Here is a 20,651-nt window from a genome sequence, read left to right as displayed (position 1 = left end):
ATTACAAATCAAATACCTCATCAACTTCTCTTTCGAATTCAATGCAATGTGTAAGATCTATGCTGTAACTAACATGAGAAATACCTTTTGGCAAATCCTCTTGTAAAATTCTTGGGAAGTTCGTTTCGGCTTCGTATACCTCTACTTTATCTAAAAAAAAGAAATCATCCGTATAATTTTCTTCTTTAAATCTTAAATCCTCTAACAAATCATTAAACTTTAATAGCATTCGGTCGGAACGATTTGCAATTTGGTTTCGAACCTCATTTACAAGTGCTTGTAATGAAATACCATGAGTCTTACTTGGTTCTATAAAGCATACATAGAGATAAATACTCGATACTGCATTTGTAAGCCTTAACTGGTTTTCATTCGAAATTTTAATTGTTTTGGTTAATTTATTTATTGCCGTCTTAATCTCTACGCCGCGATTTGAATGCTTAAAATCAATTCGTCCACTGGTTGGTCCTTCCCACTGTTCTATTATTTGTGGGGGGGCAGTTGGAAAGCGACTTAACCAGTCTCGAATATACCACAATTCTCCAAAAAGCCCTCGTTGCTGTTCCTCAGTTAGTTTGCGGTAACCACCTTTTTGAAAAAACATTCGCCATCTGTCAAGGACTTTATATACTACTGTAAACACCGATTCATTCTGCTCTCTGGTAATCAAATGATCCACAACATTCTGCAGTACAACTTCAAAAATATCTGTACCATGTTCTGACTCTTGTCGTAAAACCAGATAATAATGTCCTTTAAGTAATGCCAGCTTTTCATAATACTCAATTTTGATAGATAATCCTCGCCATTTTGGAAGTGCCTTTAGCTGGTCCGGTTCCCAAGGATCAAATCCCAAATCGATATAAAGTTGTCTATTCATATTCACAGTATCTATTCCTGCAAAAAGAATGGGACTTTCCGCCGTAAGAACCCTCAATTTATAAACTTCTTGCTGAGACTGGCTATTTAATTCTTTAATCATTTGCTCGAATTCTAATTTAAGATTCAACATATATTCCTCACCCTATTAGAATATTTATTTTATTGTTTTGTTCACTTCATAGATTTTAGAATCATCTAACTCTGAGTTAGGAAATGAGATAGCAATACCAATTGGAACCATTTTCTCGCTAAAATTAAAACTAAGGGATTCGAAAACTTTTACTTTAGGATGAAGCGGGTAGATTAGAAGCATTCCTTTTTCTTTTGGCCTCAAATTTCGAATATCTTGTTTGTCCTTCATATTCTTTATTGTAGCTTGATCGAGATCTATAAATTCCTGACGCGAAGCAACTATAGCACGTATATCAATTTTAGTCTGTCCTTGATTGTTATTATTCTCTGCCTTAACCCCACGTACCACTGCAGAATCAATTTTAAATTTCCCGAATTGTACTGGGAATTTCTCAAGACCACTTTTATCCCTTGGTTCACCTTCAACCACTGCTACTGTCCAATGTAAAAGCTCTCCATTTTCATTAACTCGACGGATATAATTTACAATTTTTCCGCTATCAACCTTATCAGCGCCTTGACTCGTCTTGTATTCTGATAGAAAATTCAACACAGTATTTACTTCCACTTCCGGAACCATATAATAACCAGTTTTACCTGTTCCAATATGCGTTTTCGTAAATCTTGAAGAGAGTTCACTAATAAAGTTCTCAGTCACTTTCATGTTGTGAGAAAAAAAAGTTTCCTTATTTTCATAGATACGAGTTTGCTGCAGGGTTAGCCGATAAATTATATTTGTTATCGCAGCATTTTTCATTTTTAATGGACTCGTTAAGGTCATAGTTGGATGACTTAACATTTTTACTGCGTATTCCAATGGAGTCTTATTTGCTAGTGCCAGCCTGTCAAATTCTTTTCGTAGTTCAATCATTGCAATAGCTAGGTGTTCAAAATTCGAAGCAATTTCTGCGGTTGTATATATTCTGCACAAGTCCATATAACCTTTCCGATATCCAAACCAGCGCCCCATCTGCATTAAAGTGTCATACATCAACGTATTTCTAAAATAGTAAGTTATACTAAGTCCCTCAAGTGTAAGTCCTCGCGACAGCTTATCTCCACCTACTGCAATTACGTTTAAACCATCCTCTTTGTATTGATGATAGTCTAACGCATCTTTGCTATTTCCATTAATTTCAAAAACACGAACCTTTTTTGAGCTCTCTCTCAGCTCCTGATAAACCTCTTCCCAGCTAAATTCCTGAATATAACCAGGCCATTCCCTGCTTGTCGGAATAACATCTTCCTCATAAATCACTTTAATTACTTCTACAATTTCACCGTTTTTGTTATATTGTATCTGTTTGGTGATTTCCTTGAATACTTTATCCACACCGTCTTTTACACTTGACTGAACATCTTTAAAACGAGAGGTATGAATAAGCATCGAGTTATGCTTGTTCCTCTGGCCTCGAAGATTTCTTACAGCAATAGTTAAAAGAAATCTCAAGATGGACTCTTCCATTTGCGGAGGAACCTCTTCAAATTTACCGGCATCCCCTTTTGTTTTAATTCCAGTAAAGACTTCTATATCTGGATCCCTCAAAGGACGAATCAAACTTGGACGTGGATCGTCCGACTCTTCTTCAACATTAAAGAATTCTTCTGGACCACAATACTCTTTAGGCTTGAGGAGACCGACAAGAAAATCTTTAGGATATAAATCCTTACCTTCCTCTTCTGTTTTAGCTTCAGCACTTATTAATAGATTAGCAAACGGGGTTGCTGTGTAGCCTACATAACACCTTCTATTAAAAATTTCTAAAATTTGACGGATTAACTTATTTATCGTCTTTGGATCTTCATCCTGTTTAGAGGTGTCAACAGATGCCTGATCTGCTTCATCATCAACTATTAAAACAGGAATATCTAATTTAAATAAGCTCTTTTGATACTCAAGTTGATTTTTAAGTGATTCTAGGACAATACTATTTTTTTTCACAACCATAAGAGTTCTTTGGTTTAAGTTAAAAATACCACTCGGTTCAGATGAAATGTCACGTTCAACTGTAGTCCATGTTGAAATAATATGATTAGGTGTATTAGCATAGATTTGGGCTACTCCAACCGGTTTGCCCTCTCTATCGACCCTGCTACCTATCACTTCTTCATCCAACCTAAGCTGAGTCTGTGCTCTTAGATCATTATGGACACCTGAAAGTACAATCACTAATTTATATCCAACATCGAAAGCTTTATTAATAAGTCCTGTAAAATTAGCAGTCTTTCCGGACTGAACGTACCCTAATACAAGACCCCGTTTGTCAAAAGAATGGTTTTCATTTGGGTTACCCAAAGACCGCATGATTTCATTTGTTGAATCATCGATAGAGTCAACAGCCTCTTGGTCCCAATGCTTAATTCTTAATAGATAATCTCTGTAACGTGTCCAAAAAAAAGCTCCCAAAAGTAATTTGGAACTGTACCAGCCACTCACTCCTTCTAGACGTAATACAGGAGTCTTTATAATATCAAAGTTAACATTATATTTCATATACATTTCTAAAGACCACTGTTCGATCAGACTCGCCTCTACTTTTAGCCCCTGTATTACGAGCTTTGCTAGATCCACTGCTTGTTCAGCTGCTTTTTCTTGGCTAGGAAAGACTGATCTTAAGTTCATATAATTAGTTGCAAATGTTTGCTCAAATAGGCCTCTTGCCTCATTCATAACTGATACTCGCCTCTTCCACAATTGATTTCAACGTTATGCGATTTAGACCATCAAATGCTGGTTGAGTAATAAGTGCATCTAATAGCTGTTGTTGATTTTGAACAACATGGAGCTTAATTAATGTAGAAGAGAATTGGATAACTAAATCTTTCATAGCGTCGGTGACCATTTGAATGATTTCCTCCGCCACTTTTGGCGAGTCAATAATATTACTAGGTGATCCCAGCTGGACGAATTTCAAATACATATTAAGCAGTTTTGAGGTTTCGTCATCTATTCTGTTCTGAATTTCTGTTAACATAGGATGATTTCTGTTTAAAATAAATCGAAGCCCTTCGTCACTACCCGATAACTCCCATGTATTGAGACTCCCTTTAAAGGTTTGGTTAGAATGGGCTCCTTGAGTCCTAAAATAAAAGATATCACGGGATATTTTACGAACAAATTTTGCTATTGATTCAAGTCTTATTTTTGCGTTGTCCGGTGGAATCACAGCTGACTTTTTTATATCTACCTGCCAATCATCATCTGCCGTATTTGGTAAGTCTATACGAATTCTTGCCAGCTGGGATGAAGTATCCTTTTGCAACATTCCCAACCAATCTCCGTAATGCAGCAGTCTGTTTTCACGATAAATATAAAAACCTTGATGATCTCGCCATCCTCTATTGCCCCCAGCTCTTTTATATTCTTGTTCATTTAAAAATGAGGCATGAGGTAGTACATAGTATTTAGCAATTATTCTGTTTCCATTGATGTTGAAAACCTGAGTTTCACCTTCTAAAGTAGAAGGATGTTTAGTCATAAAAGGATCCCAAGGATCAAGAACATTTTCGTTTAAGATAATCTGGACATTGTTATGTTCAATGATTGAGTGAAATACAAACTCTAAGTGATTATGTATCCGCCGAACTTTGGTAAAAAAACTTTGTGTATGTATTGCATTCTCAGTCCCCGCTCCCATGAACCGATCCAGCTTATCTATACAAATAACGGTGCCACTATCTCCTTCAATATCAATCATTAACTCCTTAATTTCATCTGGGATCTTTGTGAATAGCTGCCATTCATTACATTGGGACACATGATCAAGATCCCAACACCGTTGTGCATAATCCCCGTTGTATTTGGTAAGTACACTTAACCGTTTACCCAGAGAAAATGAGGCGGTCTTGAGTCCCATACCAAATCTTCCAAGTTCATTGGGTTGTCTATTTTCTCGTGGATCTTTCGAGCCTATATTCATAGCCATTTGGAGCATTTCTTCATCCATGCCAGAACCGTTATCTGAAATAATTATTGCCCCATCGTTTCTTAAATACTTAAATTCTAATACAATCTTACTTGCCTTTGCGTCAATGCTATTATCAACCAAATCTGCTATTGCAGTTCCAGCATTATATCCTAATGAACGGAGCGCTTGGATAACAGGTGTAGCAGATGGCTGAGTTAGAATTATATTCATATGGTTACCCCCATTATCAGGAAATTTATTATCAACTACAATAAGCAATTGCCTAAAAGAACTACTTTGTTAGATTGAGAAAATTGTTGAAACTTGTAGATAACACTCCCATCTATTATATACTGCATTATTCGACACAAGGGATCTATAACCTTCAAAAGAATAATTATCCATTTCCAACAACAAAAAAGTCTCCAACTCAAAATGAGCAGAGACTAATAACTTAAATTATTGTAACTGATTCATGTGACATTATTACATCTTCCAATTTTTCTCTCACAGGTTTCCCTAGATAATTCACTACTTGCTCAGCCACTGCCCTACCTAAAATTGGAGGTACAGCATTACCAATCTGCTGATACTGTGAATCTTTAGTACCTTCAAATACAAAGTCATCAGGGAATGTTTGAAGCCGCGCAGCCTCTCTAATACTTATTGCTCTATTTTTAAGGGGATGAATCCACATAGACTTTCTAACATTTAATACAGTTCCTGATGGAGTATCATAATTAAGCCTCAAATAAACAGTATTTTGAGTTCTCCTGGGATCTGAATAAGTTTGTTTATATGACTCATCAAGATGATGAAAGTTTTGACCAGGCTCTAAAACTTTAAATCTCTCTAATGCAGTTGATCTTGTTTCTGTCATAACATGATTCTCAATTTCTTCAATATTTCCACAAAGATATTGAGCTAGTAGATTTTTATATTTAGACGATGACTTTACAATAGGCCGATCATCAACCATTGTTTTAAAGGGGGCAATGTTTTCAAGATCCTCAATAGCATGTTTTACAGTATAAAACTGACCAGGGTCATTAAAAATAGGTTTTGGTAATTCTACAGGTTTGTCCTCCATAAATTCTTTCTTTACCCCAATAATAATGAGACGTTCTCGAAGCTGAGGGGCCCCAAAATGTGCAGCGTTTAATATATGCTCCTCATTAATGGCATATCCTAGGCTATTAAATTTTGAAGTTAGGTAATCTAAAACTCCGTAAGTCTTCACTTGTATATATACATTCTTTTGATCATGTACAATGTCACTTATTTCAATATTATTTGCTGTGATTTCATTCATTCTCATTAAAATTTTTTGAACCTCTATAACTTCATTCAAGTTTTTAAAAAGAAAATCTTTTGATGTATCACTATGATCTTTTATTTGTAAAAGGTCTCCAAGTATCATCCACTGTTTTTGATAACTCTCACTCCAATAGACCTCATGTTGTTCCATCCAAGTAGGATAGTAATTCTTTAATTTCCCCTCAGCTTTTGCAAGGTATAAATGAGCCTCTTTCTCTTTTCTACCAATATGACTTATTTTGGAAAATAAGTTTTTATCATTTATTGTATATGAGGAAAGTCTTTCATAATGGAATGAATTCTTAAGAAAACGAATCAAGTCCTCCGTTAGTTTAGTTGTTTTTCCCAACAATATTTTTTCTGGCAAAAGTTTCATCTCTAGCTCTTCTACAACTTCTTGGTGATCTTTAGACGAATAAAAGAATTTATGTTTGGAAGATTTCATCGCTTTGACATTTTCCATTACAAAAGCACTTGGTTCTAATTCTTGAATTGCTCTTACATATTCTTTGACCAGCTGATTATTCGTGGAGATAAGCTCAGTCTTTTGCCTGTTAGCATTAGAAAACCCCTGACACGGTGGTCCCCCAAAGACAAGATCTATTTTCTGATACTCATTTATAATCTGTTCCTTAAAGTCCAATCTTCTAATATCATCATAATATTTAATATTATGACAAGAATTTTTTTTCTCATGGTTTCTTTTATAAGTTTTTTGAGCAAATTTATTATTTTCTACAGCAGCTGCAATTTCTACCTGACCAGTTTGCAGAAATCCTAAACTTAATCCCCCAGCACCGGAAAATAAATCGACCGCTAAAAGCTTTTTATTACACATTATTTAATCGCCCCTTGCTCACGAACATTCGTTCCTTATATTAGCAGCTTAACACCTCTTGATAATATTTACAAGTACTAAGACACAAATTATTAGATTACAACATCTCAATAGAACATGCTATAGAAAAATAATTACCAGAACTTTTTTTGGTATAAATTTAATTATTATCAGAATCATTTTTTTATATAATCATTGATTGCGTTACTTAATTTCAGTAGTACGTTTCTAATATTATTAACCAATATATTAATTTACACTTGGATCAATTATATTAATATATCATTATTTATCACAAGAATACATTCATATATTTTAGATTGCCCGCTACCTTACAGGTCTACTACGTTAATTCTTTACTCTTTCAGATTTGCTCTGATATAGAGGTATTTTATGATAATGGCTCAGTAGCATACAAAAGAAAAGCACCTATATTAAGTCTCAAGTATTCTTATACAAACCTATTAATCTTATCCAAAATAGTTAGCTCTCTTGAATGTCACTATTTGTTTCTATCTTCAACATATCCCCCGACTCCACATGTGTCGGAATACTCAGTGTGAACAAATCTTATAAGATGTCCCCTTCTAATGTAAAGAAGGGCTTAGAATAATTGCAGTCTAGCTCTTTTCCCCCTCCTTAATTACAGAGTTTTATGTATTCTCTATCTGATAATCTTATCCTACCTAAATCCCCTATAATCTCGCTACTCTCAGTCAAATCAATAAAATTATCTTTACTTTTCCAAGATCCGGTCCCAAACCGCATACGATAATTGCCGCGAACTCTTTTAGAGTAATATCTGCTTTCAGTTAATAAAAAAACCGAGAAAGAGCACTTCATTTAAAAGTGTCTATTTCTCGGTTACAGTTTATCAAGCAGTTACGTTAACTAGTTAGGTTGCTCTTCCATCGCTCTAATGGATTCATCAACCTTCACCATCATGGAACATTCGACTCTTTTGCGGAAGATGTCACAGCTGAAGTCATAGGTTCCGACCAGGGAACCCGTCGCGTGCAGCGCATTGGCAGGACAACCGCCGCTGCAGTAGAGTTTCGCCCAGCAGTCCTTGCATTCCGGCTTCGAGTAGCAGTTGCTCTCTTTAAATTGACATTGCAGCTCCGGTTGTGTGATGCCATCCCAGAGGTTTCCCATGCTGTATTCTTCATCCCCGACGAACTGGTGACAAGGAAAAAGCTCTCCCCAAGGGGTGACGGCAAGATATTCCGTCCCTGAACCACAGCCAGTGATTCTCTTCTGGATGCAAGGTCCTTCTGAGAGGTCAAGCATGTAGTGATAAAAGGTAAACCCCTTGCCTTGTTCACCGCGCCCGATCATTTCCTTGGCGAGAATTTCGTACTGGTTATATATCTCCGGCAGGTCCTCCTCGGTAAGTGCATAGGGCTCCTTTGGATCACAGATGACCGGTTCCATCGAGATTTTGTCAAAACCAAGATCTGCGATATGAAATATATCATTGGTGAAATCGACATTGTTACGAGTGTAAGTTCCCCGTACATAGTACTCTTGGTCTCCGCGCTTACGAACGAATTCCTGGAACTTCGGAAGAATATGATCGTAGCTGCCTTTTCCGTTAACCGTTTGGCGAAGCCGGTCATGAACCTCTTTTCTTCCATCCAGGCTTAATACGACATTGTACATTTCCTGATTTAAAAACTCGGTGACCTCATCGTTCAGCAGCATCCCGTTCGTCGTGAAGGTGAAGCGGAACTTCTTTTTGTATTCTTGTTCTTTGCTTCTTGCATAAGCTACGATCTGTTTAACCACTTTCCAAGCCAAGAGCGGTTCCCCGCCGAAAAAGTCGATGTCAAGATTACGATGATGACCCGAATTTTCAAGCAGGTAATCGATAGCTTTTTGTCCAACCTCATAGCTCATGATTGCCCTATCTCCGTTGTATTTCCCTTGGCTAGCGAAGCAATAATCGCATGACAAATTACAGGTATGCGCAACATTGAGGCAGAGTGCCTTGACATAAGTTTTCCGTTTTTTTAAATCGAGCGAGAGGTTCTCATACTCATCTTTTGTAAAAAGCTGTCCATCATTTATAAGCTCCTCGATATCCGCGATGGTTTCTCGAATGTCGCTCTCGGAAATGCTGGAATCATCTTTATATTTATCCAACATTGTTGTCACGATTTGATCGACAGAAGTTTTCTCATAATCCGCTATAATTTCATATGCTAGGTCATCAACAACATGCACCGAGCCACTATAGGTATCGAGCACGATATTGTATCCGTTTAGTTTATATTGATGAATCATACTTACTAATCAAGCTCCTTTTGCACACAAGTAGAAACGGCTTCGCCATCCTTTAGGGATAGTATCCATTTCTTAAAAATAGCCGCCCATCAGCAGAGCAATGGGCGGTAAAATTCCGAATCCTATCTGTTCATTGCATTTTCACACTTTTGGTTTGCAACGCCGCAGGAAGTTTTACAAGCGGACTGGCAAGAGGTCTGGCATGCGCCGCATCCGCCGTGTTTTGCGGTATCCATCAGTTTGCGGGTGCTCAGTGTTACGATTCTTTTCACGATAAATGACTCCTTCTGTAATTTCTTGTGATCACTTTCACTTAATTTCCATGGAACATCGTAGCAACATCACGCAAGTACGTCTATGATGCCCGTCACCTAACAGAGTAGAGAGGGCTTAAACATAAGTATCAACGTTAATTTTCGTGCAATCGTTCATGCTTGTGATCGTAGGATACGGTAGCCGGAACCAGAGTCAGGGCAATACTAAAAAAGTGAAATCGAGTAGGAGGGGGCGGCTAGCCCCCGACCTCTCACACCACCGTACGTACCGTTCGATATACGGCGGTTCATGAAATATTCCGTAAGGAGTTGTATCTGTCCAATACACTCTTTAATCCATTGGCTTCCCAATATTGGTTATTCAATGCATGTTGTAGAATTGGACTCCCTGCAATTCGCCAATACCCTTTTCGGGTATTTCCCCACTCATAGGCTTTATCCTTAGGTACCCCTAAGGATATAAGTCTTTTGACTTTGGTTCTAGGGGTCTTCCACTGCTTCCAGAGGCACATTCGTAGCCTTCTTCGTATCCATTTATCCATATCTCGAAAGGTACTTGGGGTATCCGCCAGCGAGAAATAACCGCACCATCCCATGAGGTAGTGGTTTAGTTCCTTGATTCGCTCTTCCATCTTCATCGATCTCTTTCGAGAGGATATCTCCTGTATTCGAACCTTGACTCTCTGTAAGGACTGCTTCGCAATTCTCACCTTTGGTTCTTTGTCCACACTAAAACTAAATCCTAGAAACTTTCGTTTCCAGGGACGGTCTACCGCGCTCTTTACTTGGTTCACCTTCAGCTTTAGCCTCGTCTCGATGAATCGGGTGACCGTTGTCTTGACTCTCTCTCCTGCTCTTAGCGTTTTCACGTAAATATTGCAATCATCCGCATAACGAACGAAGCGGTGCCCACGTTTCTCGAGTTCTTTGTCGAGCTCATCTAGGACAATGTTAGATAATAACGGACTCAGTGGACCGCCTTGCGGGGCACCTTCCGTTGTCGGGGTTACTAACCCGTTCTCCATCACACCTGACTGAAGATATTTGCGGATAAGCAGGAGAACTTTCTTGTCCTCCACTTTCTCCGAAATCTTCATCATCAGTCGGTCATGGTTGACGCGATCAAAGAATTTCTCCAAGTCTAGGTCGACTACGAATCGATATCCTTCTTTCATAAAGGTTCGAGCTTTCCTCACCGCATCATGCCCTCGTCTTTTCGGACGGAATCCATAGCTATGGTCGGAAAACTCTGGATCAAACAATGGAGTTAACACCTGCGCGATTGCTTGTTGAATCATTCGATCTGTCACGGTAGGTATTCCTAGTAACCTAACACCTCCGCCACCGGGTTTCGGGATTTCGACTCGGCGCACGGGGCTCGGTTCATAGGTTCCTTCTTCTATGGCATGCCGCAAGGTCTGCCAGTTTTGTACGATGTGTTCTCGTAAGGATTTTACGGACATCCCATCTACGCCATGACTTCCTTTATTCGCTTCAACACGCTTTAAGGCTTGCAGAAGATTTTCCCGTGATAGCAGTTGCTCCAACATTTTTTTTTAACCTCTCTTTACGTGATTTATACCTTCCATTTGTGCCAAAGATGAACTCCGCCCTGCTGAAGACCCCCACGGGATTCACCGTTTCCTTCTTCAGTCAGGTCCTTTCGGATTTTTTTTTTCTGCATTCATCGCTCATCTTGAACGCCTGGATGTATAAATCCTATTCCATGTTCAGCCCTTCCGCAGCTGTTGCAACAGCTTGCGTACTATGGCGTCTGCTGACTTCTGTGCACTCAGCCTACTCTCACAAGTAGGGTTACGAAGTATACTCGCCTATCACACAGATCTCCCCAGGTAAGAACGCTATCTTCCTCTCCATCTATCTGCTTCATTTACTCTCGTACGCCTTTGGCAGTATGGACTTTGGTTTGTTGTGCAACCTCATCCAGCCTACGTTAGCCTTGTATGAAGTTCGTATTCCTCAGACCGGAGATTTGCCGCTGGCTTCCTTCAGATTCCACCTCGCGGTGGACACCCTTGCCTTAAGCTAATGGCTACTACTGCCTTCGCCATTCGGGACTTCAACCCTATAGATAGCGCCCATGCTGGGCGCACACAAAAAAGAGACGGCAATGATGCCATCTCTTTAACAACATTTTTTCTCATACTTGTCCGTAAAGTCCAATAAATATAAGGATCTCATAGCACTGTATCCTTCCTTACCAGTAGAGCGACACTCTATACATGCGTGGGTGGACAATGTGAACAAACTTATATGAGGAGTCCTAAGACACTTCCGGACAGTTTATCTGCTCTTGACGGCTTAGTTCATAAAAATATTGCACAATTGGATGCTTTAACTTCATCTTCTCGCTCATGTTTAAAATCCAACCGTATTGATAGAAGGCGGCTCCGAGCATAGCATCTATGGCGTGCTGCAGAGGGACGAGAATGGCCCTCCTATCCATAACCGAACGGATGCTTTTTGTACTCTAAGGGGCTTGAGCCAACTCTATTTTTGAACACACGACTAAAATAGTACTGGCTCTTATACCCTACCTTCACGGCCAGATCCCCGATTTTGATATTCGGCATTACGTCATCCAGAATCTCCTTCGCCTTCGATATCCGAAGCTCGGTGACATAGTCAAGGAATGAAGCACCGATTTCTTGCTTCATACGCTTACTAAGATAGGTTTGGTTGATATAAAATAGTGCTGCTACTCGAGTAATAGACAGCTCCGGATCCTGATAATGACTGTCAATATACTCGGTCACTTTTTGGATAAGCACTGTTCCATCCCCTGTATACCCGGGAAGCTCCCGCTCCTTATCCACCCTGCCTTCATGTGAATGCAAAGGATATTTTACCTGAAGATGCTCATCGATCCGATGAAGCAGCTTGTTCAGATCACTCTTCGGCACAGGTTTCAATACATAATCGAATGCTTGCAGTTGCACGGCTTGACGAGCATATTCAAAGTTATCGTACCCGCTGATGATGACAACCAGAACCGACGGGCAGCGTTCGCGCAATATATTCATCAGATCGAGCCCATTCATATTCGGCATGTTGATGTCCACAAGACATACATGTGGTGGGGCTTCCTCCACCATATTCAATGCTTCGTTTGCACTTTTCGCTTCTCCTGCAACCTCAAAAAGATACGGACTCTCCTCAATGTATTGTCGCAAGCCTTTGCGAATGATCGTTTCATCATCGACGATGACAATCTTCCACATCTTCATTCCACTCCCCGTCCAAAGGTATTCGAATGACCATAACGGTAATGCCATCTTCGCTCTTCACTGCAAGGCCATATGGCACTCCGTAAGCTAGTCGAATGCGATGGTTTACACTGTATAGCCCAAAGCCTGTGGCAGAACGATCATATGTATCATCAAGAAGGGCTTGATTTATCTGCTCAAGCTTCTCTTCCGGAATCATAACCCCATTATTTTCAACCTTAATGACCAAATCATCGGCCTGTTTATATGCTGTAATCGAAATTTTGCACTTTTGATCCCCAAGTGGCTTAATCCCGTGATAAATCGCATTTTCCACCAAAGGCTGCAGTATGAAGCGAACGACTTGGCATTGAGCAAGCTTTTCATCATATCGAAGCTCGTAGTCCAGAATCTCCTCATATCGCACACCTTGAATATGAAGATAACTCTCGACATGGTACAACTCCTGATCAAGCAGAATGTAGGGACTGCCTGTGCCAAGCCCTAATCGGAAATACGCGCTAAGCGCTTCCACCATCTCCACCACATTGTCTGCTCCATGTTCCGTTGCCATCCACTGGATCGTATCCAATGTGTTGTATAAAAAGTGCGGCTTGATCTGCTCATGAATCAGTCTGAGTTCCATCTCCTTTCGGTCCTGCTCCACAGCGTATAATTGAACAAGCATGTCATTGAAGCTTCGTCCAAGATCGCCGATCTCATCCGAGCGCGTAACATCTGCTCGTATGGTTTGGTTGCCGTTCTGCACATTTTCCATTACCTGGCGAAGCGACTGAATTGGACGAATAATGGAAGAAGCAAGCAGCACCAGAAAGACGATAAACGCACTACCGATAAGAACGCCTACCAGCAATGCAGTCCGCTGGGTTTTGATCACCGCTAACGATAGACTTGAATTCGGTACTTTGAGTACTAACTTCCAGCCTTCCACATTTTGAATTGGAGCCTCAAATACACTCATGTTCTTCTTATCTGCTGTATCCTCCGCTCCATCTTCTTCACCCAGCTCTCTGCAATCGACGATAAGCTGGCCTGACTGGTCATATAGCATTACATCTTGAGCAATCTCCCTCATCTTCTTGACGGAGACGGCTGCGGCAATATAAGCTACCTCATCATTCACCGATGGATTCACGCGATAAAGAATGACGACGATTTCGGCTGCATTCGCTTTGGATACGATCGGATTGCTTACCACATAATTGGAATCTGAATTCAGCAGTTTTCGATAGTAGGGTCGGTTTAGTATCGAAAAAGGCTTGTCCCTTGCTGACCAGGAATTTCCGTGAATATCCACCACGCGTATGGATTCGTACTCTACTTTCTTCTTCGCCTCGAACTTATCGAACTCTTGCAGCAATTCATCTCGTGTCCACTGATGGTCCGAAGCTAGAGAAGCAAGCATGTCTATCTCTCCAATGCGCTGATTAAACCAATAATCAATCTGGTCGCTGCGTGCAGTAACCACTTGCTGCGTTAAGTTCTTATTCAAAGGGACAACCGTATGGTTCATCTCCAAATATATTGTTACAAGCAATGCAACGAACAGCAGCGAGAAGCAGCCTCCTGCGATTAACGTAATTTTTAAGTGAATTGATTTCATTGTAATCATAGCCCTTCACAATATCCGTTTCTTACATGCCCGAAAAAGACAAAAAAACACTAATCTGTGCAAATACATAATGCTGTACTAAATCTATAATAGGTCTTGTGCATATTTTCACATGAAATAACATTCATGTCTAGGCTAGAGATAAAGGATTTGCCTAGCAAATCTTCCTCTCCCTAGTGTATGTAACCAATCCACAACAGAATGAAGGAGATATTATGCGAACTCACACGAAAAAGCTGTTATCTATTCTACTAGTCCTCAGTCTTATGTTCACGCTTGCTGCTTGCGGCAGTAAAGATGCAGAGCCCGCTGCAGATGCAAACGGAGTTCAAGTCTTTGAAGGAGTTGGGCAAGGTAAACATGGCGATATTAAAGTAAAAGTCTCCTTATTAGATAACAAGATCACTGACATTAAAGTGACAGAGCATAAGGAAAATGAAATACTTGCAGAACCTGTTTATACGCAGCTCAAGCAAGAGGTCATGGCAACTAACAGCGCAAAAGTTGATGCCATTAGCGGATCTACAGTTACAAGCAAAGGATATCTCGAAGCCATTCAAGATGCAATTACGAAGTCTGGACTTACCCTTGTCGCTGGCGCTGCAGTCAGTGGAAGCAAAGACAAAGAAGAAGTCGAGCAAACCTATGATGTTGTCGTCATCGGTGCCGGGGGTGCTGGCTTTAGTGCGGCTATCGAAGCGAAGAGCGCTGGAGCTAATGTAGTTCTGCTCGAGAAAATGCCAGCTGTTGGCGGCAACACATTGATTTCCGGTGGTGAGATGAATGCGCCTGACAACTGGGTTGAACGTGCTCTTGGCATCACAGATGACACGGCTGACTTGTTCTATAATGATACGATGAAAGGCGGAGACAACCTCGGGGATCCAAAGATGGTTCGTATTCTTGCCGACAATGCTCTAGCATCTGCCGAATGGCTGCGCGATGATATCAAGGTAGAGTTCTTACCTGATCATCTGTTCCAATTTGGAGGCCATTCCAGAAAACGTGCGTTGATTCCTGTAGGTCATACAGGTGTTGAATTGATTACTAAGTTAAAAGCCAAAACAGACGCTGATCAAATCACGATCAAAACGAATATGAAAGCCGAAACCTTGCTGAAGGACGAAAGCGGCAAAGTAACAGGTGTAACTGCGACTTCGGGTACTGGCGACAAGATCACATTCCATGCGAACAAAGGCGTCATCATCGCTACCGGTGGTTTTGGATCCAATGTAGAGATGCGTAAGAAGTATAACCCTACAATGGATGAAAAATATATGACTACCGATACACCAGCATCTACAGGTGACGGTATCGTTATGGCAGAAACGATTGGCGCCAAACTGACAAACATGGAGAGTATTCAAACGTATCCAATCTGTAATCCTGAGACAGGTGTTATTTCCCTGGTTGCAGACTCCCGCTTCGATGGTGCGATCCTGATTAACCAAGAAGGCAAGCGCTTCGTTGAGGAATTAGAACGTCGTGACGTTATTTCTAAAGCAATTCTTGCCCAAACGGGTGGATATACGTATCAATTATGGAATCAAGGCATTGAGGATATTGGTAAAACGATCGAAGTTCATCAAGACGAATACGATCAACTCGTTAAACAAGGCTTGCTCATTAAAGCCGATACGATTGAAGAGGCGGCTGATTTCTTTAAAATTGACGTGAACACTTTGAAAGAAACGATTAATAAAGTAAATGATTATGCGAAAACAGGTAAAGACCTTGATTTCAAACATCGCGGTGGATTGAAATCTCTTGAAAAAGGCCCTTACTACATCGAAAAAGCTGTACCCTCCGTTCACCATACAATGGGCGGCTTGGTGATCGACGAGAAGACTCGCGTTTTGAATGAAAAAGGCGAAGTCATCCCTGGGTTGTTCGCTGCAGGTGAAGTAACAGGGGTCATTCATGGTACAAACCGTCTTGGCGGTAATGCCATCGCTGATATCTTCACATTCGGCCGGATTGCAGGCAAACAAGTTGTAGCAGAGTAAACTTTTTTTTGTGTAACTGCTCTATTAATAAGTTAGCCTTAAAAACGTGCAAGATAATTTGTAGAGTGCCGGTTGACTGCTAACTTTCAAGCTACCCTCTATGACATAGCAAACCGCCCTGTTCGCAACATTGCGAACAGGGCGGTTTATTATGGTGGAGCCTAGAGGTTACTCTCGTCTAACTCGCTGCTCTTTTATCGTTCTCCGTTAGTGGAATTAATATTGCCCATTTCTTTTCTGGTACTATCACTAAAACTATAGCAATTATTTAGTGTCTACTTGACAAGGGTTCCTCACCAACAAAGCCACCGACTCCACATGCACCGTATGCGGGAACATATCCACCGGAGTGACCTCCACTGTCTTGTATCCGCCATCTTCGAGCACCCGCAAGTCTCTTGCCAGTGTCGATGGATTACACGACACATACACCACACGCTCCGGCTTCATCGCCAGAATCGTCTCTAACAACCGCGGATCGCAACCCTTACGCGGTGGATCGACAACGATAACATCTGCCGTAATCCCCTGCTCTTTCCAGTTAGGGATTACATCCTCAGAGGCACCAACCTCGAACACTACATTCTTCATCTCATTTAACTTCGCATTCGCCCGGGCATCCTCAATAGCTTCCGGTACAATTTCGACACCGTATACCTTAGCCGCATGCTGCGCCAGGAAAAGGGAGATCGTACCGATGCCGCAATAGGCATCGATAACCGTTTCATTGCCAGTCAGTCCGGCATATTCAACGGTTTTACCGTACAACACCTCAGTCTGTGCCGGGTTCACTTGATAGAACGAACGTGCTGAGATAGCGAACTGTACATCGCCGATGTAGTCATAGATGACATCTCTGCCCCACAGGACGCGGGTTTCGCCACCGAAGATGACATTCGTACGCTGAGTGTTGACGTTCTGGCAGATGCTGACTACATCCGGCAGCTGTTCGCGGATGCTGCCGAGCCAGGCGTCCAGGTGTGGGATGTCGCGGCCGTTGGTTACGAGGACGACCATCATTTCACCAGTGCGGAAAGCTTTCTTCACAACGACATGGCGCAGTAGGCCGCGGCCGGTTTCTTCACTATAAGCAGAAATGCCAAGTTCTCTGCCGATGTCTTTCACCTTGCGCACAACATCATCATTATCTTCGTGCTGGATCAAGCAGGTTTCCATATCGATGATGCGGTGACTTCCCCGTGCGTAAAACCCGCCTACAAGGCCACCTTCGGTTACACCAATTGGTACCTGAGCCTTGTTGCGGTAACGCCAAGGCTCGTCCATGCCGAGTGTAGGGCGGACAAGAATGCCATCTGTCTGAGCTACTCCAGCGCTATCAGTCGCACCATCCACGATGCCACCATCGTTGGCACTATCCGTCTGACTCTCAACAGCTTCATTCTCTTTGCTCTTTCCGCTATCCCCGCCACCACTCACCCGGAGCTTCCCAATCCGCTCCAGGTTGTCCACCACCAGCTGCCGTTTCCACGCCAGCTGAGCAGTGTAGTCCATATGCTGCAGTTGGCAGCCGCCGCATTGGTCATAGATCTCGCAAGGCGCCGCGATGCGGGCGCTGCTCGCTTCTACTATATTCAGCAGCTTGGCGTAGCCATACTGTTTTTTGGTCTTGAGCACCCTTGCCCGGACTTTCTCTCCGGGAAGGGCTCCCTGCACAAAAAGGGTAAAGCCTTCTACGCGGCCTACCCCTTCGCCTTCATGGGTCATGCCGATAATATCGAGCATAACCTCATCATTTTTATTCACAGGCAGTCCGGCGACAGGCGCCTTGCCGGCTGGGCGGCTGGTGCTGCGTCCACTGCGGTGTTTACTCATTATTTATTGTTCACTTCTTTCATTATCATCGCTGTATAATCCCACACTCTTACTTTCAATCAACCCAAATTATTCTGAGCAAAAATCCGCAGATGCTGCGGTAAAATCCGAAAACGACCCGGCAGCTCTCCGCCAAGTTCTCCATCCAAGTTCAATTGGACATGCCCTGGAGAGATTACATCCATTGCATCCGTACGGAAATACACAACCTTTTTATCCTGCAAATGCTCGCCACGAAGGGCCAATCTAACCAACCGGACAAACTCTGCCAGGTTGCATTTTTTAACCGCAATAACATCTAACAGACCATCATCGATTCGAGCGCCTGGGGCAAGTTTTTCAAAGCCGCCGACAGAATTCGTATTTGCAATCAGGAACAGCATGAACTCATCATGAATAACCTCCTGCCCATTGGCACGAATGATTAGTTCCTGAGGAGATAGGCTGACCATTTTTTCAATACCTTTTAAATAGTACGCAAGCTGCCCTATCATGGTCTTCAGCTTACTTGGAACTTCATAGGTCAGTTCGGTTAGACTGCCACCGCCTGCTATATTAATGAAATAACGATCATTGGCTTTACCGATATCAATCGGACGCGACTCTTGACGAAGGATCAAATCAACGGAATCTTCCCAATTCTTCGGGATCCCCATCGCACGTGCAAAATCATTGGTAGTCCCAAGTGGCAATACGCCAAGCGGGGGGAGATTAGGTTTCTCCGCCATACCATTGATAACCTCATTTAAAGTGCCATCCCCACCGGCTGCTATGATTAGATCATAACCGCGCTCTACTGCATCCGCAGCAGCTAACATAGCATCGCCTTCTCCGGTCGTTGCATGGCAGGAGGCTTCAATGCCACCCGTATCCAGCCGGTCCAAAATGTCGGCGAGCCGCTTCTTCATTTCTTCCCGTCCAGAAGTGGGATTATAAATCAATCTCGCAGTTTTCATTACCGGAACGCCACCTGTTTTTTATAATAGAATAACCTAATTGATTATACCTAATTCGGACCACTACAATCAATGTCAGAGGACATTTATCGTAAATATTCCATTATACAACAATTCACGACACCTTATTAGGCAAAAATAACTATATATATGTCTATGCAGCAAATCCCGTATTATCCACGGAAATGGGCACTATTTTTCATGATTAAGTGGGCTAAAAAGGAAGCTTTTTAACTCTTTTTTCGAATCTGTTCGAGGAGTGTCTCTACCTGTCTCTCAATCCAATGCGGAAGAAGCGGGTGCGGCAAAAGCGTCTGGCCAGAATACTTATAGGTTAACCCTTTAAGTCTGTTCGGAACCACATGTTTAGTGAAATAACCTTCACTCAAAAAAAGCGGCGCCACCAAAACCTCGTGACCCTGCTCCTGCCAATACTCCACTTTGCTTCTTACACTGTCCGGATTCAGCAGACCGTAATCGGCAGCTGCTACGCCGCTCACCTCACGTACACGTCCTGCCAGTGAAGAGATGCCCTGCTGCCAACGCTGGCGGAAGCCCTCATAGATGCTGCCGTGACCCACTAGCAGAATTGTCTCACGTTCCGGTTCCGTAGACAGCTTACGGAGCTTGTCCCAGATCATCACAGCGATGTCCGGGTCATCGTCGACAGGATAACCATAGTGAACCTTAGCCTTCACGTGGAACGGCTCTAAATCGGTCTCACGTTCAGGTGCAGGTTTAGCCCCTAGTGCATATTCTATTTCATCGACATGTGTGCTACCCGAGGAAACGAACAATGGGATCACAATTATATCTGTGACCCCTGCATGTTCCAGTTCATTTATTCCATCTTGAATCAGACGGCCCTCTACCAGCTCTAAAAAAGAGACCACCACTGGCATCTCTTCATCTAGCGATAATTCGCTTACGGCCTCTTCCACAATCGACACCCAAACCTCGTCGCGGGAGCCGTGACTGATAATAAGTACGCCCGGTACCATAAATTAGCGTCCCAAACGTTCCAGCGTTAATTTATAACCATCATTTCCGTAGTTCAGGCAACGTTTTACACGGGAAATAGTAGCTGTACTTGCTCCTGTCTCTGCTTCGATCTGATTGTAGGTCGAGCCTTTGCCGAGCATACGTGCTACTTCCAGTCGTTGCGACAGCGATTGAATCTCGTTCACGGTGCACAAATCATCAAAGAAAACATAACATTCTTCCATATTCTTTAATGTTAAAATGGCTTCAAATAATTGGTCTATACTTTTATCATTTAACTTCTTAAGTTGCATCAATTTTTCATCCCCTAAAAGTTCTATCAGCATTAGTTTCTCTGATTAAGCTCCGTACAAAAC

14 protein-coding genes are annotated in these 20,651 nt (G+C 41.9%); 1 reads left to right on the top strand and 13 read right to left on the bottom strand.

What is annotated here, in order from left to right; all coding sequences use genetic code 11:
- Position 1 precedes the first annotated feature (1 nt).
- The 9 genes from NYE58_RS03970 to NYE58_RS03930 form a co-directional block, all read right to left on the bottom strand.
- Positions 2–1,012: a PD-(D/E)XK motif protein gene (locus NYE58_RS03970; RefSeq protein WP_076296183.1), complete on the bottom strand. Its 1,011-nt coding sequence runs from the start codon at positions 1,010–1,012 to the stop codon at positions 2–4.
- 24 nt (positions 1,013–1,036) lie between these two features.
- On the bottom strand, positions 1,037–3,685 hold the full coding sequence (locus NYE58_RS03965) for a Z1 domain-containing protein (RefSeq protein ID WP_341001147.1): 2,649 nt from the start codon (positions 3,683–3,685) through the stop codon (positions 1,037–1,039).
- A complete protein-coding gene (locus NYE58_RS03960) occupies positions 3,678–5,153 on the bottom strand; it encodes an ATP-binding protein (protein WP_341001146.1) in 1,476 nt (491 codons plus the stop codon). Before NYE58_RS03960 ends, NYE58_RS03965 begins: the two co-directional genes overlap by 8 nt.
- 223 nt (positions 5,154–5,376) lie before the next feature.
- Positions 5,377–7,077: a DNA cytosine methyltransferase gene (locus tag NYE58_RS03955; RefSeq protein ID WP_341001145.1), complete on the bottom strand. Its 1,701-nt coding sequence runs from the start codon at positions 7,075–7,077 to the stop codon at positions 5,377–5,379.
- An 891-nt stretch (positions 7,078–7,968) separates the two neighbouring features.
- Positions 7,969–9,363: a thioether cross-link-forming SCIFF peptide maturase gene (gene scfB, locus NYE58_RS03950; protein ID WP_341001144.1), complete on the bottom strand. Its 1,395-nt coding sequence runs from the start codon at positions 9,361–9,363 to the stop codon at positions 7,969–7,971.
- A 122-nt stretch (positions 9,364–9,485) separates the two neighbouring features.
- Positions 9,486–9,635, bottom strand: a complete 150-nt coding sequence (scfA, locus tag NYE58_RS03945) for a six-cysteine ranthipeptide SCIFF (RefSeq protein WP_076098734.1) — start codon at positions 9,633–9,635, stop codon at positions 9,486–9,488.
- Positions 9,636–9,925: 290 nt separating this feature from the next.
- Positions 9,926–11,188 (bottom strand): group II intron reverse transcriptase/maturase, encoded by a 1,263-nt coding sequence (ltrA, locus tag NYE58_RS03940; protein WP_036681916.1) that lies wholly within the window; start codon positions 11,186–11,188, stop codon positions 9,926–9,928.
- Positions 11,189–12,097: 909 nt separating this feature from the next.
- On the bottom strand, positions 12,098–12,880 hold the full coding sequence (locus NYE58_RS03935; protein ID WP_341001143.1) for a response regulator transcription factor: 783 nt from the start codon (positions 12,878–12,880) through the stop codon (positions 12,098–12,100).
- Positions 12,855–14,489 carry a histidine kinase gene (locus NYE58_RS03930; protein WP_341001142.1) on the bottom strand — a complete coding sequence of 545 codons (1,635 nt, stop codon included), beginning with the start codon at positions 14,487–14,489 and terminating at the stop codon, positions 12,855–12,857. Before NYE58_RS03930 ends, NYE58_RS03935 begins: the two co-directional genes overlap by 26 nt.
- Before the next feature lie 224 nt (positions 14,490–14,713).
- On the opposite strand from NYE58_RS03930, the gene NYE58_RS03925 reads away from it, so the two are divergent.
- On the top strand, positions 14,714–16,504 hold the full coding sequence (locus NYE58_RS03925) for a flavocytochrome c (protein WP_341001139.1): 1,791 nt from the start codon (positions 14,714–14,716) through the stop codon (positions 16,502–16,504).
- Between the two features lie 264 nt (positions 16,505–16,768).
- On the opposite strand, the gene rlmD is transcribed toward NYE58_RS03925, so the two are convergent.
- The 4 genes from rlmD to NYE58_RS03905 all read right to left on the bottom strand — a co-directional run bounded on the left by rlmD (position 16,769) and on the right by NYE58_RS03905 (position 20,588).
- Positions 16,769–18,337, bottom strand: coding sequence for a 23S rRNA (uracil(1939)-C(5))-methyltransferase RlmD (gene rlmD / locus NYE58_RS03920; RefSeq protein ID WP_341001138.1), 1,569 nt, complete (start codon positions 18,335–18,337; stop codon positions 16,769–16,771).
- Positions 18,338–18,396: 59 nt separating this feature from the next.
- Positions 18,397–19,293: a diacylglycerol kinase gene (locus NYE58_RS03915; RefSeq protein WP_341001137.1), complete on the bottom strand. Its 897-nt coding sequence runs from the start codon at positions 19,291–19,293 to the stop codon at positions 18,397–18,399.
- 230 nt (positions 19,294–19,523) lie between these two features.
- Entirely contained in the window at positions 19,524–20,294 is a 771-nt protein-coding gene (locus NYE58_RS03910; RefSeq protein WP_340011898.1) for a sirohydrochlorin chelatase, read from the bottom strand.
- 3 nt (positions 20,295–20,297) lie between these two features.
- On the bottom strand, positions 20,298–20,588 hold the full coding sequence (locus tag NYE58_RS03905; protein ID WP_019913624.1) for a YerC/YecD family TrpR-related protein: 291 nt from the start codon (positions 20,586–20,588) through the stop codon (positions 20,298–20,300).
- Between the last annotated feature and the right edge of the window lie 63 nt (positions 20,589–20,651).

The sequence above is a fragment of the Paenibacillus sp. FSL L8-0708 genome, from assembly GCF_038009325.1.
Lineage (GTDB): Bacteria > Bacillota > Bacilli > Paenibacillales > Paenibacillaceae > Paenibacillus_AQ > Paenibacillus_AQ odorifer.
The sequence above is the reverse complement of the archived record's forward strand: the minus strand, read 5'-3'. Positions and strand labels throughout refer to the sequence as shown.

Coding starts and splice junctions, on each gene's coding strand:
- scfB (WP_341001144.1), bottom strand. CDS start 9,363: ATGATTCATCAATATAAACTAAACGGATACAATATCGTGCTCGATACC.
- NYE58_RS03935 (WP_341001143.1), bottom strand. CDS start 12,880: ATGTGGAAGATTGTCATCGTCGATGATGAAACGATCATTCGCAAAGGC.
- NYE58_RS03955 (WP_341001145.1), bottom strand. CDS start 7,077: ATGTGTAATAAAAAGCTTTTAGCGGTCGATTTATTTTCCGGTGCTGGG.
- NYE58_RS03930 (WP_341001142.1), bottom strand. CDS start 14,489: ATGAAATCAATTCACTTAAAAATTACGTTAATCGCAGGAGGCTGCTTC.
- NYE58_RS03965 (WP_341001147.1), bottom strand. CDS start 3,685: ATGAATGAGGCAAGAGGCCTATTTGAGCAAACATTTGCAACTAATTAT.
- NYE58_RS03970 (WP_076296183.1), bottom strand. CDS start 1,012: ATGTTGAATCTTAAATTAGAATTCGAGCAAATGATTAAAGAATTAAAT.
- NYE58_RS03915 (WP_341001137.1), bottom strand. CDS start 19,293: ATGAAAACTGCGAGATTGATTTATAATCCCACTTCTGGACGGGAAGAA.
- NYE58_RS03905 (WP_019913624.1), bottom strand. CDS start 20,588: ATGCAACTTAAGAAGTTAAATGATAAAAGTATAGACCAATTATTTGAA.
- ltrA (WP_036681916.1), bottom strand. CDS start 11,188: ATGTTGGAGCAACTGCTATCACGGGAAAATCTTCTGCAAGCCTTAAAG.
- NYE58_RS03925 (WP_341001139.1), top strand. CDS start 14,714: ATGCGAACTCACACGAAAAAGCTGTTATCTATTCTACTAGTCCTCAGT.
- NYE58_RS03910 (WP_340011898.1), bottom strand. CDS start 20,294: ATGGTACCGGGCGTACTTATTATCAGTCACGGCTCCCGCGACGAGGTT.
- NYE58_RS03960 (WP_341001146.1), bottom strand. CDS start 5,153: ATGAATATAATTCTAACTCAGCCATCTGCTACACCTGTTATCCAAGCG.
- rlmD (WP_341001138.1), bottom strand. CDS start 18,337: ATGAGTAAACACCGCAGTGGACGCAGCACCAGCCGCCCAGCCGGCAAG.